This is a genomic window from Micromonospora sp. DH13 (assembly GCF_020873825.1).
Lineage (GTDB): Bacteria > Actinomycetota > Actinomycetes > Mycobacteriales > Micromonosporaceae > Micromonospora > Micromonospora haikouensis.
Genome location: NZ_JAHWGR010000023.1, coordinates 96,534 through 111,881, shown reverse-complemented (window position 1 = coordinate 111,881; position 15,348 = coordinate 96,534). Strand labels below are relative to the sequence as shown.

At 75.1% G+C, this 15,348-nt stretch carries 14 protein-coding genes; 3 read left to right on the top strand and 11 right to left on the bottom strand.

Annotated elements, in window-relative coordinates; genetic code table 11:
* Positions 1-8: 8 nt before the first annotated feature.
* From LPA42_RS21540 to LPA42_RS21515, 6 genes are all read right to left on the bottom strand, one after another.
* Entirely contained in the window at positions 9-1,202 is a 1,194-nt protein-coding gene (locus LPA42_RS21540) for an ABC transporter permease (RefSeq protein WP_077937890.1), read from the bottom strand.
* On the bottom strand, positions 1,199-1,939 hold the full coding sequence (locus LPA42_RS21535) for an ABC transporter ATP-binding protein (protein WP_077937889.1): 741 nt from the start codon (positions 1,937-1,939) through the stop codon (positions 1,199-1,201). Before LPA42_RS21535 ends, LPA42_RS21540 begins: the two co-directional genes overlap by 4 nt.
* Positions 1,939-3,174, bottom strand: coding sequence for an efflux RND transporter periplasmic adaptor subunit (locus tag LPA42_RS21530; protein WP_077937888.1), 1,236 nt, complete (start codon positions 3,172-3,174; stop codon positions 1,939-1,941). Before LPA42_RS21530 ends, LPA42_RS21535 begins: the two co-directional genes overlap by 1 nt.
* 46 nt (positions 3,175-3,220) lie before the next feature.
* Entirely contained in the window at positions 3,221-4,840 is a 1,620-nt protein-coding gene (locus LPA42_RS21525; protein ID WP_228986813.1) for a cell wall metabolism sensor histidine kinase WalK, read from the bottom strand.
* Positions 4,837-5,601 carry a response regulator transcription factor gene (locus tag LPA42_RS21520; protein WP_077937893.1) on the bottom strand — a complete coding sequence of 255 codons (765 nt, stop codon included), beginning with the start codon at positions 5,599-5,601 and terminating at the stop codon, positions 4,837-4,839. Before LPA42_RS21520 ends, LPA42_RS21525 begins: the two co-directional genes overlap by 4 nt.
* Positions 5,602-5,671: 70 nt before the next feature.
* On the bottom strand, positions 5,672-6,937 hold the full coding sequence (locus tag LPA42_RS21515) for an efflux RND transporter periplasmic adaptor subunit (RefSeq protein ID WP_077937887.1): 1,266 nt from the start codon (positions 6,935-6,937) through the stop codon (positions 5,672-5,674).
* A 208-nt stretch (positions 6,938-7,145) separates the two neighbouring features.
* On the opposite strand from LPA42_RS21515, the gene LPA42_RS21510 reads away from it, so the two are divergent.
* Positions 7,146-7,706 carry a hypothetical protein gene (locus LPA42_RS21510; RefSeq protein WP_077937886.1) on the top strand — a complete coding sequence of 187 codons (561 nt, stop codon included), beginning with the start codon at positions 7,146-7,148 and terminating at the stop codon, positions 7,704-7,706.
* A gap of 51 nt (positions 7,707-7,757) precedes the next feature.
* Here LPA42_RS21510 and LPA42_RS21505 read toward each other — a convergent pair whose 3' ends face one another.
* The 5 genes from LPA42_RS21505 to LPA42_RS21485 form a co-directional block, all read right to left on the bottom strand.
* Positions 7,758-8,480, bottom strand: coding sequence for a hypothetical protein (locus LPA42_RS21505; RefSeq protein ID WP_228986812.1), 723 nt, complete (start codon positions 8,478-8,480; stop codon positions 7,758-7,760).
* A 122-nt stretch (positions 8,481-8,602) separates the two neighbouring features.
* Positions 8,603-9,760, bottom strand: coding sequence for a serine hydrolase domain-containing protein (locus tag LPA42_RS21500; RefSeq protein ID WP_077937885.1), 1,158 nt, complete (start codon positions 9,758-9,760; stop codon positions 8,603-8,605).
* Between the two features lie 3 nt (positions 9,761-9,763).
* Positions 9,764-10,591: a carbohydrate ABC transporter permease gene (locus LPA42_RS21495; protein WP_043963505.1), complete on the bottom strand. Its 828-nt coding sequence runs from the start codon at positions 10,589-10,591 to the stop codon at positions 9,764-9,766.
* On the bottom strand, positions 10,588-11,547 hold the full coding sequence (locus LPA42_RS21490) for a carbohydrate ABC transporter permease (protein ID WP_077937884.1): 960 nt from the start codon (positions 11,545-11,547) through the stop codon (positions 10,588-10,590). The genes LPA42_RS21495 and LPA42_RS21490 overlap by 4 nt, the downstream gene beginning before the upstream one ends.
* Positions 11,544-12,905: an ABC transporter substrate-binding protein gene (locus tag LPA42_RS21485; protein WP_198956580.1), complete on the bottom strand. Its 1,362-nt coding sequence runs from the start codon at positions 12,903-12,905 to the stop codon at positions 11,544-11,546. The genes LPA42_RS21490 and LPA42_RS21485 overlap by 4 nt, the downstream gene beginning before the upstream one ends.
* 360 nt (positions 12,906-13,265) lie before the next feature.
* On the opposite strand from LPA42_RS21485, the gene LPA42_RS21480 reads away from it, so the two are divergent.
* Positions 13,266-14,321, top strand: coding sequence for a LacI family DNA-binding transcriptional regulator (locus tag LPA42_RS21480; RefSeq protein WP_077937883.1), 1,056 nt, complete (start codon positions 13,266-13,268; stop codon positions 14,319-14,321).
* 66 nt (positions 14,322-14,387) lie between these two features.
* Positions 14,388-15,335, top strand: a complete 948-nt coding sequence (locus LPA42_RS21475; RefSeq protein WP_077937882.1) for a glycoside hydrolase family 68 protein — start codon at positions 14,388-14,390, stop codon at positions 15,333-15,335.
* The last annotated feature ends 13 nt before the right edge of the window (positions 15,336-15,348 follow it).

The window sequence follows — 15,348 nt, the reverse complement described above, 5'->3', positions numbered from 1 at the left end:
ACGCTGGCCTACTCGTAGCGCAGGGCGTCGATGGGGCGCAGCCGGGCCGCCCGCGCCGCCGGCAGGCCGCCGAAGAAGAGGCCGATCGCGATGGAGACGCCGAGGGCCAGCGCGACGGAGCTGGGCACGATCACGGGCCGGACACCGACGATGGTGAACCGGGACCCGAGCAGCGCGGCGGCCACCCCGAGCGCCCCGCCGAGGAGGCTCAGCAGGGTCGCCTCGATCAGGAACTGGGTCAGCACCGTCCGGCGCCGGGCACCGAGCGCCTTGCGGATGCCGATCTCCCGCGTCCGTTCGGTGACGGTCACGAGCATGATGTTGGTGATCCCGATGCCGCCGACCAGGAGACTGATCGCGGCGACCGCGCCGAGCAGGGTGGTGAAGGTGTCGGCCGTCTCGGTCTGGGTCTGCAACAGCTGCGCGGCGTTCTGGATCCGGTACGGCGCGCTGGCCGGACCGGTGGTGGGCAGCCGCTGGGCGAGCACCGTGGAGATCTGGGCCTGCACGGCGTCCACCTCGCCCGGGTCGGCCGCCTCGACGAGGATCGAGCTGATCGGCCCGTACCCGGTGAGCACCTCCCGCACGGCGCTCAGCGGCGCGACGGCGGTGTCGTTGGCGTCCTGGAAGCCGGTCGAGGACTTCGGCGCGAGCACCCCGACCACCGTGAACAGGGCCCCACCGGCGGTGACCTGCCGGCCGACCGGGTCGAGGCCGGCGAACAGCTCGTCGGCGACGGTCTGCCCGATGACGACCACCCGGCGGGCCTGCGCCTCGTCGTCGGCGGTGAACGCGGCCCCCGCGGCCACCGGCGAGTTGGACGCGGCGAACCAGCCCGGCCGGGTGCCCACGAACTGGGCGACCTCGTGGTCGGCGCCCTCGTAGGTCACCGTGGTGGAGGTGGTCGCCAGCGGGGACACCGAACGGACGCCGGGGGCGAGCACCGGGTCGGCGAGCGCGTCGGCGACCTCGACGGTCAGGCCGCCCGGCCCCGAGCCGCGGTTGGTGCCGGTCACGGTGAGGGTGTTGGTGCCCAGCGCCTCGATCCGGCTGGTGACGGCCTGCGCCGACCCGTTGCCGACGGCCACCAGCAGGATCACCGCGGCGACGCCGATGAGGATGCCCAGCATGGTCAGCGCCGAGCGCAGCTTGTTGGCGGCCACGCCGCGCAGGGCGAACCGGATCGTCTCGGTGACGGTCATCGGCCGGCCACCGCCGCGTGCCGGCCCGTGCGGTCCTGGCGCTCGTCGGAGCGGACCCGGCCGTCGAGGAGCCGGATCAGCCGCCGGGCGCGGTCGCCGACCTCCGGCTCGTGGGTGATCAGCACGATCGTCCTGCCGGCGGCGTTGAGCTGGTCGAACACCGCCAGGATGTCCTCGGTGGAGCGGCTGTCCAGGTTGCCGGTGGGCTCGTCGGCGAGCACCAGCGCGGGCTCGGTGACCAGCGCGCGGGCCACCGCGACGCGTTGCTGCTGCCCGCCGGAGAGCTGATTGGGGTGGTGGTCGGCGCGGTCGGCCAGCCCCACCGCGTCCAGCGCGGCGAGCGCCCGACGCCGCCGCTGCCCCGCCCGCACGCCCGCGTACGCCAGCGGCAGCTCGACGTTGGCCACCGCGCTGGTGCGGGGGATGAGGTTGAACGCCTGGAAGACGAACCCGATGAGCCGGTTGCGCACGAGGGCGAGTTGGCGGTCCGCCAGGCGACCGACATCGACGCCGTCGAGCAGGTAGCTGCCGCCGGAGGGCGCGTCGAGGCAGCCGATGATGTTCATCAGGGTGGACTTGCCGGACCCGGAGGATCCCATGATCGCCACGTAGTCGCCGGCGTCCACCGTCAACGACACCCCGCGCAGCGCGTGGACGGCGGCGGGGCCCTCGCCGTACACCTTGGTCAGCGCGCGGACGTCCAGGACCGGATGGCGCGGCGTGGTCCGGGGCTCCATCAGCGGGTCCCGGTGCCGGCCCGGGGGCCGCCCTGTCCCCCGGCGGGGAAACCGCCGCCGGGGAAGCCTCCGCCGCCGGGGAAGCGGCCCCCGCCGCCGGTCAGGCCGCCGCTGGTGCCGGAGGTGCTGGTCTCGGGCAGCACGACCCGCTCCCCCTCGGTGAGCCCGGAGGTGATCTCGTACGCCCGGTCGCCGGCCAGGCCGACCTGCACCCGCCGGGTCTCCTGGCCGGTGTCGGTGAGCACGGTGACGATCCGCCGGTCGCCGCTGCCGCTCACTGCGGCCGAGTTGACCAGCAGCACGTTCTCGGCCGTGCCGGTCACGACGGCCACCCGCACGGTCTGCCCCGGCCTGGCCCCGGCGGGCAGGTCGGCGACGCCGAGGGTGACCCCGTAGGTGACCACGCCGTTGGCGGTGGTGGCCTGCGGGTCGATCGCCCGCAGCTCGCCGGTGGCGGTGGCCCCGTCCAGGGCGTTCCAGGTGACGGTGGCCGGCTGGCCGGCCTTGAGCCGGGTGGCGTCGGCCTCGGCGACCGCGGCGGTGACCTGGAGCTTCGACAGGTCGGCGAGGTCGACGAAGCCGGACGAGGTGCCGCCGGACGACCCGCCGGAGGCGGCCCCGGACGAACCGGAGCCCGACGAACCCGACGAGCCCGAGCCCGAGGAGCCGGAACCCGACGAGCCGCCGGACGGGCCGCCGACGGTGCCGTTGACGGCGACCACGGTGCCGGCCATCGGCGCGGTGAGCCGGGTGCCCTCCACCGCGGCCTCGGCCTCGTCGACGGCCAGCTCGGCCTGGGTCACCTCGTTCTCCGCCGTGGAGGTGTCGGAGCCGGCGTCCCGCGCCCGGTCCAGCGCGTCCTCGGCGGCGTCCAGGTTCGCCTGGGCCACCTTGAGGTCGCGTCGGGCGGCGGCCGGGTCGACCTCGGCGAGCAGCTGCCCCTTGCGTACCTTCTGACCGACGGTCACCGCGACCGAGGTGACCGTCCCGGCCGTGGTGAAGGTGGCGGTGGCGGTGGCGGCGCTCTCCAGCGAACCGTCCGCCGTGACCGTCGCGGTCACCGTGCCCCGGGAGACCTGGACCGTTCGGGTGCCGCCGGTCGTCCCGGCCCGCGCCGACGCGTCGCCGCGCACGGACAGCCAGGCCCAGGTGCCGCCGCCGACCAGCAACAGGGTCAGGACGGCGTTGACCGCCACGGTGGGCCGGCGCAGGGCCGCCGGCAGGCGTGCACGCATGGAGGGGATCCTGGCGGCCCCGCCTCGGAGGATCTTCGACGTCACCTCATAGCTGGCTCGGAGTCGGCGGCGGCGCGTCGGGGACCGGCGGCGCCGGCCGGTCGCCCTCCGCCGGGGAGCCGGCGACGGGCAGCAGTACGCGGAAGGCGGTGCCCGCCCCGGGGCCGCTGTGCAGCTCGATCCAGCCGCCGTGGGCGTGCACGATCGACGCCGCGATGGACAGGCCGAGTCCGGAGCCGCCGCCGTCGCCCCGGCCCCGGCTCGCATCGGCCCGGTAGAGCCGCTCGAAGACCCGGGTGGCGTGCTCGGCGGGGATGCCCGGGCCGTCGTCGTGCACCTCCAGCACGGCCAGCCCGCCGGCGGGCGGTGCGGGCGCCGGACCGGACCGGACCACCACGCCGCCCCGGTCCGGCGCGGGCGGCGGGCCGGCCACGGCGGCGGGCAGCCGGCCGATGCGGACGGTCACCCGCGCCCCCGGCCCGGTGTGCTGCATGGCGTTGCCGACCAGGTTCGCCGCGACCTGGCGCAGCCGGTGCTCGTCGCCGAGCACGGTCGGCGGCTCGAACGTCTCGTCGTCCTCGGTGAGCGTGGTCAGCCGGACCCGCCGCCCCGGGGCGCGGGCGTGCGCGTCGCGGATGGTGTCGGCGGCGACCTCCAGCACGTCGACCGGGCGCAGCACCGGGGCGCGGTGCCGGTCCAGCCGGGCGAGCAGCAGCAGGTCCTCGACGAGCACCCCCATCCGGGCGGCCTCGGCCTCGATCCGGCCCATCGCCTCGTCCAGGGCCGGTCCGGGCGGGGCGCCGCCTCGGCGGTACAGCTCGGCGAAGCCCCGGATCGAGGTCAGCGGGGTGCGCAGCTCGTGCGAGGCGTCGGCGACGAACTGGCGCAGCCGGCGGTCGGCCGCGGCGCGGGCGGTCATCTCCGTGCCGATCCGGTCCAGCATGAGGTTCACCGCCGCACCGAGGCGACCGGGCTCGGTGTGCGGGTCGGTGTCGTGCAGCCGGCGGGCCAGGTCGCCGCCGGTGATGCCCGCGACGACGCGTTCCATCCTGGTCAACGGGCTCAGCCCGAGGCGGACCACGAAGGCGGCGAGCAGGCCCAGCACGATCAGGACGCTGCCGGTCACCGCGACGTCGATCACCACGAGCCGGTCGACGGTCCGCTCCGCCTCGGCCAGGGACGCGCCGAGCACCACGACCTCCCCGCCGTCGCCGACCGGGACCGCCAGCAGCCGCCACGCGCCCCCGTCGCCGGCCACGGTGTACGGGCGGCCGGTCCGGGCCCGCGCCGCCACCTCGGCCAGCGGGCCGGGATCGGGCGCGGCGGCCGACGGCGTGCTGCTGCGGTCGGGGTCCCGGGTGCCGTCGGCCCGGTAGTGGACGACCAACTGGTCCGGCCCGAGGCGCGCGAACCGGCCGGGGTTGCGCGGCCCGCCGGTGGTCGCGCCCCCCGCCGGGAACCCGGAGGCGGCGCGCGGGGCGGCGGTGAAGGGGCGGGCCAGCCCGGTGAGCTGCTGGTCGACCCGCTGCACCAGGTATCCGCGCAGCAGCACCAGCCCGGCGGCGTTCGCCCCCAGCAGGGCCAGCGTGGCGAGGATCCCGACGAGGAGGACCAGCCGGGACCGCAGCGTCCAGCGCGCCCAGGGGCGGATCGGCCGCCGGCTCACTCGTCGCCGCGCGGCAGCCGCAGCGTGTACCCCACGCCGCGCACGGTGTGGATCAGCGGCGGCCCGAGCTTGTCGATCTTGCGACGCAGGTAGTAGACGTAGGACTCGACGATGCGCCCGTCCCCGCCGAAGTCGTAGTTCCAGACCCGGTCGAGGATCTGCGCCTTGCTGACCACCCGGCCGGCGTTGGTGAGCAGGTAGCGCAGCAGCCGGAACTCCGTCGGCGACAGGTCGACCGGACGACCGGCCCGGCGCACCTCGTGCGCGTCGTCGTCGAGTTCCAGGTCGGCGTAGCGCAGGACGGCCGGGGGCGGGGGCACGGGCGGCGCGGCCGCGGGCTGCTCCGGGTGGCTGCGCCGCAGGATGGCCCGGATGCGCAGCACCACCTCCTCGAGGCTGAACGGCTTGGCCACGTAGTCGTCCGCGCCGACGACCAGCCCGGTCACCCGGTCCTCGACGGTGTCCCGCGCGGTGAGGAAGAGCACCGGCACCGGCCGGCCGGCCGCGCGCAGCCGGCGGGCGACCTCGAAGCCGTCCACGTCGGGCAGCATCACGTCGAGGACCACGAGGTGCGGGTCGAACTCCTCGACCAGGGCCAGCGCCGCCCGGCCGCTGGCGGCCACCCGGGTCTCGTACGAGACGAGCCCCAGGGTGACCGCGAGCAGCGTGGAGATGTTCGGTTCGTCGTCGACCACGAGGACCCGCGCGGCGCAGGCGCCGTCGACGGCCGTGGCGGCCCGTCCGGTAGGTGGCCGGAGAATGTCGGTTCGCACCACCACTGCCTACCGGAGGCTGCTCCACGCGCCCTGTGCGGAAGCTGTGTCCCCGCTGTCACCAGGAGCGGAGCACCAGCTCACCGGCGGTGAGGCCGGAGGTCACCTCGGTGAACCGGCCACCCCGCAGCCCGACGGTGACGGTGCGCGGCGCGCCCTCGACGCCGACGCGGACGGTGCCGGTCCCACCGGCGACGTCGCGTACGGCCGTGGAGGGCACCCGCACCGCGTCCGCCACCGCCGCGGTCTCGACGGTCACCGCGGCGCTCTGCCCGACGAGCAGGTCCTGCGGCGCCTCGGTGAAGGAGAGCACGACGCCGTAGCGGACCAGGCTGCCGTCGCTGACGCCGACCGGGTCGACCTGGACGACGGTCGCCGGGAAGGTGCGGTCGGGTCGGTCGGGGAGGGTGAGCGTCGCCTGCTGCCCGACGGCCAGGGCCACGGCGTCGGCCTCGGGGAACCTGGCCTCGACCTGCATCGCGAACGTGTCGGCGAGGGTGATGAAGGTGCTGCCCCGGCCGACCTGGCTGCCCACCTTCCCGGCGACGGACAGGACGGTGCCGGCGATCGGCGCGGTGATCGCGGTGCCGGCCAGCGTCTCCCGCGCCTCGGCGAGGCTCGCCTCGGCCTGGTTGACCCGGCGCTGCGCCTGCAGGATCGGGTCGGCGGAGCCGGCCGCGCCGCCGCCGGCGCAGGTGCCGCCCGGCGCGGACGCGGGCGGGCCGGACGCGGACGGGCGCGTCGACCGGCCGCCGGTGGCCGTCGGTGCGGGCGTCGGCCCGGTGGCGGTCGGCATCGGGGAGGCGGTCGCGGAGCTGGCGGAGGCACCGGGAGTCGGCGCGGTCGCGGTGGCGGTGGCCGAGCGCAGGGCGACCGGTCGTACGCCGGCACCGGTCGGGCAGGCCGCCGCCCCGTCGGCCGTGTCCTCGCGGGCCCGGTCGAGCGCGTCCCGCGCCTCGGTCAGGTCGTCCTCGGCTTCGTCCACCGCCTCGGCGGCCGTCGCGGCGTCGTCGTCGGCGACGGCGGCCAACCGCTGTCCCGCCCGCACCACGTCGCCCGGCCGCACCGAGATGGTCTGCACCGTGCCGACGACGGAGAAGCCCAGGGCGCGGGTGGTCGCCGGTGTCACGGTGCCCGAGGTGGCCACCTCGACGGCGACGGGGCCCCGGTCGACGGCCACGGTCGCCGGGCGGGCGGGCGTCGGATCGACGCTCGTGGTCAGCAGCCACGCGCCGCCGGCCACGAGCAGGAGCAGGGCGGCGCCGCCCGCCACGCCCCGACGAGCACGCCGGGTGCGCCACCGTCGGTTCAGGCCGTCTCCCATGGGCGGCCAGTCTGCCCACCACGGCTCGGCACCGGCTCGGCCTCAGCTCGGAGTTGCCTGGGAACGCCCGGCCCGGCGGGTTGCCACGCCGACGAGCCGTCGCCGTGGTGCGGCGCGGACTCCGAGGCAACTCCGAGCCGGGACCGAGCGGCCGGTGAGGTGGGCCCGGTTACCTGGACGGGCCCCGGAGAAGGTTGAGGAGTTTCCCATGTCGTTGTCTGGAAGAGGCCGCCTGCTCGCGACCGCGCTGACCGTCGTCGCGTTGGCGCTGTCGACCGCGTGCGCCGGCACGGACGACGCGGCGGCCCCGACCGGCGACAACGGGCAGGGCGGCCAGAACGCCTTCACCGCCTACCGGGACTGCCTGCAGGACAACGGCGTCACCCTGCCCTCGGGCGGCGCGCGGCCGTCCGGCTTCCCGACGGCCCGGCCGTCCAACTTCCCCAGCGCGCGTCCCTCGGCCCGACCGGACGCCTCGGCGGGCGCGGGACGCGGCGGACCGGGCATGGGACGCCCCGACGGCGTCGACGAGGCCACGTGGGAGAAGGCGCAGCAGGCGTGCGCCTCGGTGCGGCCCAGTGGCGGCCCGGGCGCCCGGCCGGGCGGCTCCGGCGCGCCGGGGGGCGGGCGGGACGATGGTCGCCGCGCCGCCTACCGCACCTGCCTGAGCAACCGGGGCGTCGACCCCGCCGACATCGACTCCGGCGACCCGAAGACGACCGAGGCGCTGGCCGCGTGCGCGGCGGTCAGCCCGTCACCGGCGTCCTGAGCCGCCGCCTCCCGGCCTCCTGGCCGCCCGGCGCGCGCCCCCGCCGGGCGGTCAGGAGAAGCGTTCGACGGTGACGGGCAGCAGCCCTCGCATCCGCAGCGTCGTGGTCAGCTCCCGCAGCATCGGCCGGACGGTGTCGTCCCGACCGCCGGCCAGGTCGACGGTCAGGTCCAGGCACCACGGCCCGCCCGCGCCGATGCGGCGCAGGTGCCAGGTGAACGCGTCGTCACCGACGCGCCGCCGGGCGACGCCGAGCACCCGGGCCCCGGGGTCGGCCGCGTCGCCCGTGACGGTCATCCGCCACGTGGCGCGCAGGTGCGCCAGGCCGTCCGGCCCCAGCGCGTCGGCGAACAGGACCCGGTAGACCCGCGTCTCGGCGAACCCGGCCGCGCTACGGCCGGATGCCAGCGGCAGCGGTGCCGTGGCCAACGGGGTCGAGTCGTGGAAGTGGCCACGCAGCGTCGCCTCGTCGGGCAGCTCGCCGCCGCCGAGCTCGCGGTAGGTGGCCGCCGCCGCGCGGCGGGGCACGGCGACGACCCGGCTGCGCAGGGCGGCGTCGAGGCGCATGGTCCGGCTGAAGTCCGCCGAGCTCCACCAGCCGCCGTCCTGCGGGGTCCACGCGGCGCTGTGCAGGCGCACCGCCGAGTGGTCCGCCGCGAACACGAACTCCTCGACGACCACGCCCTCCGGCCGGCCGCGCGGCTCGCCGCCGGCCGGGCCCGGATGGACCAGGTAGTAGTCCAGGGCGGCCGGCCCACCCTCCCCCATGCTCATCGCGCCATTGTGGACCTCGCGGCCGCTCCGTCCGGGCCGACCCGCCGCCCGGCACCCGACGGGTCGGCGCGGGCCGACGGATCGGGCCGGACGGCGTCCGCGTTGCCGTACCCGGTGCAGGGTCAGCCCTCCAGGCACCGGCGCACGGCGGCGACCAGCCGGTCGCCCCGCTCGTCGTCCACCCCGCCCATCTGGTTGACCACGTACGCGAAGCCCACCTCGTGGGCGTCGTCGCCGAAGGCCACGTGGCCGCCCGCGCCGTCGTGGCCGAAGCTGCGCGCGCCCAGCAGCGGCCGGGCCGGCGGGGAGTCCAGCAGGAAGCCGGTCCCCCAGCGCTGCCCCCCGTCCGGCGGCCCGTAGCGCTGCTGGCCCCAGACCCGGGGCGTGGTCGCGTCGTCGACCGACGCGGCGGTGAGCAGGCGTGGGCCGCCGCCGACGTCGGACACGGCGGCGGCGTAGAGCCGGGCCAGGCCCTCGGCGGTGCTGACCGCGCCGGCCCCCGGGATCCCGGCGGCCTGGATGACCGGGTCGTTGAAGCTGACCAGGCCCTCGTCGTCGGCCGGGAAGGGATAGGCGCCGTTCATGGTCAGCCCCCGCTCGGCGACCGGGTCCGGGGCCGGCACCGCGCCGGCCGGCGGCGCCAGCATCCAGGCCACCGCGGCGCGCTCGGCGTCGGGAAGGCCGATCCAGGTACGCAGGCCGAGCGGATCGGCGAGCGCGGCGCGGAAGAACGCGCCGGGCAGTTGCCCGGTGACCCGGCGGATCACCTCGCCGACCAGCCAGCCGTAGGTCATCGCGTGGTAGCTGTGCGCGGTGCCCGGCGGCCAGAGCGGCGGCTGCGCCTCGATCGCCTCGATCACCGGCGTCCAGGCGACCACGTCCGCGCGGGTCAGCGGCCGGTCCAGGGCCGGCAGGCCGGCCTGGTGGGTGAACAGCCAGCGCACCGGGATCCCGTCCTTGCCGTGCTGGCCGAACTCGGGCCAGTACCGGGTGACGGGGGCGTCCAGGTCGAGTCGGCCCTGCTGGACCAGCAGGTACGCGCAGACCGCCAGGATCCCCTTGGTGCAGGAGAAGACGACCGCCGGGGTGTCGGCGGCCCACCGGCGGCCGGAGCGCGGGTCGGCGAGCCCGCCGTACAGGTCGACGACCTTGCGGCCCCGCACGTAGAGGGCGACCGCGGCGCCCACGTCGCCGCGCGCGGTGAAGTTGTCCCGGAAGACGTCGACGACCGGGCCGAAGCCCTCGTCGGCGTCGCCGTGGACCGGTGCAGGCGTCGTCACGCGCTATCCCTTCAGCGATCCCTGGATGAGGGCCTTGATGAACTGGCGTTGGAAGATCAGGAACACGATGAGGGTGGGGGTGAGGATGAGCAGGGAGCCGGCGCACAGCAGCACCAGATCCGTCCCCCACTGCCCCTGGAACGCCCCGAGCGCGCCGGCCATGGTGCGTTTCGTGGCGTCGTCGACGAGCACGATGGCGAGCAGGAACTGGTTCCAGGTCCACAGGAACAGCAGGATGGTCAGCGACGCGATGGCGGGCCGGGCCAGCGGCACGTGGACGCGCCAGAACAACTGCCAGGTGTTGCTGCCGTCGACCCGCGCCGCCTCGGAGAGCTCCTTGGGCACGGTGGCGAAGTGCGCCCGCATCCAGAACACCGAGAACGGCATGTACAGGCCGATCAGCGGCAGGATGATCGCCCACCGGGTGTTGAGCAGGCCGAGGTCGCGCATCTGGTAGTACAGCGGGGTGACCACGGCCTCGAAGGGCAGGGTCAGGCCGAGCAGCAGCAGGCCGAAGGCTATCCGGCCGCCGGGCACCCGCAGGTGGCCCAGCCCGAATCCGGCCATCGTGGCGATGACCACGCCGATCGGCACGACCCCGACGACGATCAGCAGGCTGGAGCGCAGCAGCGCGCCCATGTTGGCGGCGGTGAACGCGTCGGCGAAGTTGCCCCACTGCGGGTCCGCCGGCCAGGCCAGTCCGGTGGGGACGGTGCCGCGCGGCTGCAACGCCGCCGACAGCATGCTCAGGAACGGCAGCAGCGTGACGACGACCAGCGCGATCAGGAAGATCCGGCCGGTCAGTCGCTCGCTGCGGCTGGTGAGGTTCATGCCTTGTCCTCCCGGGTCAGCCGCTGGATCGGCAGCACGCAGGCCAGCACCAGCACCATGAGCACCACCGACAGCGCGGAGGCCAGCCCGACCTGCCGCTGGGAGAAGGCGAGCCGGTAGATCTCCAGGCCGGGCACGGTGGTCTGGATGCCGGGGCCGCCGCTGGTGGAGATGTAGACGATGTCGAAGCTGGCCAGGGCGGCGATGATGGTCACGGTCAGGCAGACGCCGACCTCCTGGCGCAGGCTCGGCAGGGTGACGGCGAAGAACTCCCGCACCGGTCCGGCGCCGTCGATGCGGGCCGCCTCGTACAGCGCCGGGTCGATCTTGCTCATGCCGGTGACGAGCAGGATCGTGCACAGGCCGAGCATCACCCAGGTGCCGATCACGCCCACCGCGGGCAGCGCCGTGTCGAACTCGCCGAGCCAGGCCCGGGTGACCCCGCCCAGGCCGACCGCCCGCAGCACCTGGTTGACCAGGCCGTCGGTGGACAGCAGCCAGCTCCACGCGATGCCGGCCGCGACGAGGGGGATCACCTGCGGCAGGAACAGCACGGTACGCACCACGGTGCCGAACGGGCCGCCGCTCATCCGGCGCACGAGGCTGGCGACCAGCAGCCCGAGGGCGACCGGGACGAAGCTGAAGAAGACGATCAGGACGAACGCGTTCCCGATGATCTTCAGCAGGTCGCTGTCGGTGAACACGGTCAGGTAGTTGGTCAGCCCGACCCACTCGGCCTGGCCGATGCCGTTCCAGCGGTACAGCGAGTACTGCATCGTGAGCAGCAGCGGACGCAGCACGAAGAACCCGTACATGAGCAGGGCCGGCAGGACCCACAGCCAGCCGAGCCACCCGGCCGTGCGGCCCCGCCGCCTCCGGCGGGGCCGCACGGGTGACTGCCGGTCCGCGCCGCCGGTCGGGACACCGGCGGCGGTGCCGCCGACGGCAGCGGTCATCGGGACAGTTCCTTCTCGTACTCGGCCTGGACCGCCTTCACGTACCCCTCGGGGGTCTGCTGCCCGGCGATCAGCTTCTGCAGCTCCGGGGTGATCGCCGCGGCGAAGATGCCGCCGGTGGCGTTCGCGGTGAAGTCGACCGCGCCGTTCTCCGCGCCGAGCTGCTGCGACGCCTTGAGCGTCTCGGCCAGCACGGTGCCCTCGCTGACGGGCGGCAGGGACAGCTCGGCGGGACCGCCGGGGCTGGACCCGCCGACCTTCACGGAGATCTCCCGGGCCTTGGCGTCGGTGTGCGCCCAGTTCAGGAAGTACGCGGCGGCGTCCGGGTTCTTGGCCCGGGCACCGATGCCGAAGGTGTTCGGCGCGGACATCGCGACGTGCTTGCCGCCGGCGGCCTCGGTCGGGAACAGGAAGAAGCCCGCGTTGCCGGCCATGTTCTTGTCGAGGTTGCCCGACTCCCAGTCGCCGTTGAACATGAACAGGCCGCCGCCCTTGGTGAAGTCGCCGACCATGGTGGCGTAGTCCAGGGCGTTGGCGTCCTTGGTGAAGTAGCCCGCCTTGGCCCACCGCTGGATGGTCTCGGTGGCCTTCAGCGCGGCGGGGGTGTCGAAGGTGGCGCCGGGCTTCTGGAAGATCCAGTCCGCGATCTGGGCCGGGTCGCCGAACTGGTTCTGCAGCGCCTGGTGCGGGAAGTTGATGCCCGCGGTGTTCTTGTTGAACTGCACGATCGGCTGCACGCCGGCGGCCTTGGCCTTGGCCAGCAGCTCCTCGAACTCGGCGACGGTGGCCGGGGGCTCGGTCATGCCGACCTGCTGGGCCAGCTTCTTGTTGTAGAACACCCCGGTCACGCTGTAGCCGAGGCCCAGCCCGTACAGCGAGCCCGAGCCGCGCACCTTGCCGCCGTCGGCCAGCCGGAGCTGGACGAGCTGCGAGGCGGGGAACTTGTCCCAGCCGTAGGCCGCGACGTAGGGGTCGAGGTTCTTCAGCAGGTCGTCCTTGACCAGGTCGACCATGGTGGGCAGGCGGATGATGTCGGGCGCGTTGTCCGAGGCGAGCACCCGGGGCGCGTTCTCCGTGATCACCGTGAACTGGTCCTCGCGGATGTTGAACTTCACGTTCGGGTGCTGCTTGGTGAACTCGTCGGCCAGCGCCTTGACCAGCGGGAAGCCGGTCTCCGCGTACAGCTCCAGGGTGATCGGCCCGGTGCCGAGTTCGGTGCTGACGGGTGCGTCGGACCCGGTCGACGAGGGCTGGTCCGACCCTGGTGCGCTACACGCGCTCATCACCAGGCCGGCGGCCAGGGCCGGCACCAGCAGTGCCAGGCCGCGCCGCGAGAACCTGGTCGAGAAATCCGGCACGTCAACCACTCCTTGATTTCAACGCCGCGTCACGCCGCCCGGCGGGCCGGCGCGCACCGGCCCCGACCGTGTCGTGCCGGGACGGGGCGGCCCGCCCTGCGGGTCGCGACCGAGCCGGTCGACATGATCACGGGGAGGGTCGAGGTGCCCTTCCGCACGACCGAACGGCGTAGCTAAAATGATTTAGCAGAGCATGCGCGCGGCGCTCCGAACCTGTCAAGGACGAGTTCGCAACGACTCGGAAACGGCCGGTTCACATGTCCCGCGGCCCGTCACCCACCCGCCGGGGTGGCCCTCGTGACCCGCGCATGATGATGTGACGGGGCGGTGCCGGACGCGCCGCGGTGATTCGGAGGAGTCATGGGCCGCAACAGAGCAACCCTGGCCGATGTCGCGCGGCTGGCCGGACTGTCGAAGACGGCCGCCTCGATGGTGCTCAACGGACGGGAGGGGACCCGGCTGTCCGCGGAGGCCCACCAACGCGTCTTCGCCGCCGCCGAGGAGCTCGGGTACCGGCCCAACATGGCCGCGCGCAGCCTGCGCACCCGCAAGACGGCCACCATCGCGTTCGTCTCCGACATCGTCGCCACGACCCGGTTCGCCGGCGACCTGATCCGGGGCGCGCTGGACGCCGCCCGGGAACGGGACCACGTGCTGCTGATCACCGAGACCCAGGGCGACGCGGCGTTCGAGCGGTACGCCATCGAGGCGATGCTCGACCGCCAGGTCGACGGCGTCGTCTACGCGGCGATGGCCACCCGCCGGCTCACGGTGCCCCCCGCCATCCTCGGCGGCCCGGTGGTGCTGCTCAACGCCGTCAGCCCCGACGAGCTGCCCTGCGTACTACCCGACGACGAGCAGGCGGCCGTCGCCCTCGTCGAGGCCCTGCTCGCGCACGGCCACCGCGACCGCATCGCGTTGATCGGCCGCAACCGCCTCAAGGAGGGCGACCCGGAGGTCTCCATCGCCGCGCCGGCCCGCCTGCGCGGGATCCGCGCCGCCCTCGCCGCGGCCGACGTCGGACTGCTCGCCGAGTGCTTCTGCGCGGAGTGGCTGCCGGAGCACGGGTATGCCGCCATGCGCACCCTGCTGTCCCGCTCGCCCCGGCCGACGGCGGTCGTCTGCATGAACGACCGGCTGGCCTTCGGGGCGTACCAGGCCCTCGGCGAGGCCGGCCTGGCCATCCCCGAGGACATCTCCGTCGTCTCGTTCGACGACGATCCCATCGCCGCCTGGCTGCGCCCCGGCCTCACCACCGCCGCCCTGCCGCACGAGCGGATGGGCCGTCGCGCCGTGGAGCTCGTGCTCGACGGGGGCGACGCCGGGCCGTCGTACGTCCCCATGCCGCTGCGTCGCCGCCGGTCCGTCGCCGCGCCGGCCGCCGGCGTCCCCGCGCCGAGGCGGGCCCCGGCGTAGGCCGGTGAGCGCCGCCACCGCCGGCCGAGGTGGTTGCTAAACCGATTCACTGATAGGTTGCCGGCCATGCTGCGATTGCCGGACCACTGGGTGTGGGACAGCTGGTACGTCCAGGACGACGACGGCCGGTGGCACGTGTTCTTCCTGCGCGCCTCCCGGGCCCTGCACGACCCCGAGCGCCGCCACCACCGGGCGTCGATCGGGCACGCCGTCTCCACCGACCTGCGCTCCTGGACCCTGCTCCCCGACGCGCTCGTGCCCGCCGACGCGCCCGCCTGGGACGACCTGGCCACCTGGACCGGCTGCACCGTCCGCGGCCCCGACGGGCGGTGGCACCTGTTCTACACCGGCGTCGGACGCGCCGAGGGCGGCCTCGTCCAGCGCGTCGGCCTGGCCGTCTCCGACGACCTGACCACCTGGCACCGGCACGGCGACGGCCCCCTCGTGGAGGCCGACCCGACCTGGTACGAGCTGCTCGACCGGGACGCGTGGTACGAGCAGGCCTGGCGCGACCCCTGGGTCTTCGCCGACCCCGACGGCGACGGCTGGCACATGCTCGTCACTGCCCGCGCCAACCGGGGCCCGGCGGGCGGCCGGGGCGTCATCGGGCACGCCACCTCGCCCGACCTGGTCACCTGGACCGTCCGGCCGCCGCTGTCCGCGCCCGCCGGCTTCGGCCACCTGGAGGTGCCGCAGGTCGCCGTCGTCGACGGCCGGCCCCTCCTGCTGTTCTGCACCAACGCCGTCGCGGACCCGCGGCTGCGCGACCACCGGATCTGGGTGGCGGACGCGCCGGGCGTGCGCGGCCCCTGGGACGTGGCCGCCGCGCGCCCCGTCCCGCACCCGCACCTGTACGCGCCCCGCCTGGTCCCCGACGGCGACCGGGGGTGGGCGCTCATCGGCTTCCTCGACCGGGTCGACGGCGCGTTCGTCGGTGAACTCACCGACCCCGTGCCGTTCCGCCTCCCGCAGGCCGACCCGTCGCCCGCCGAGCCGGCCGTCACCGGGCGGTAGCCGTCCCGGCGGG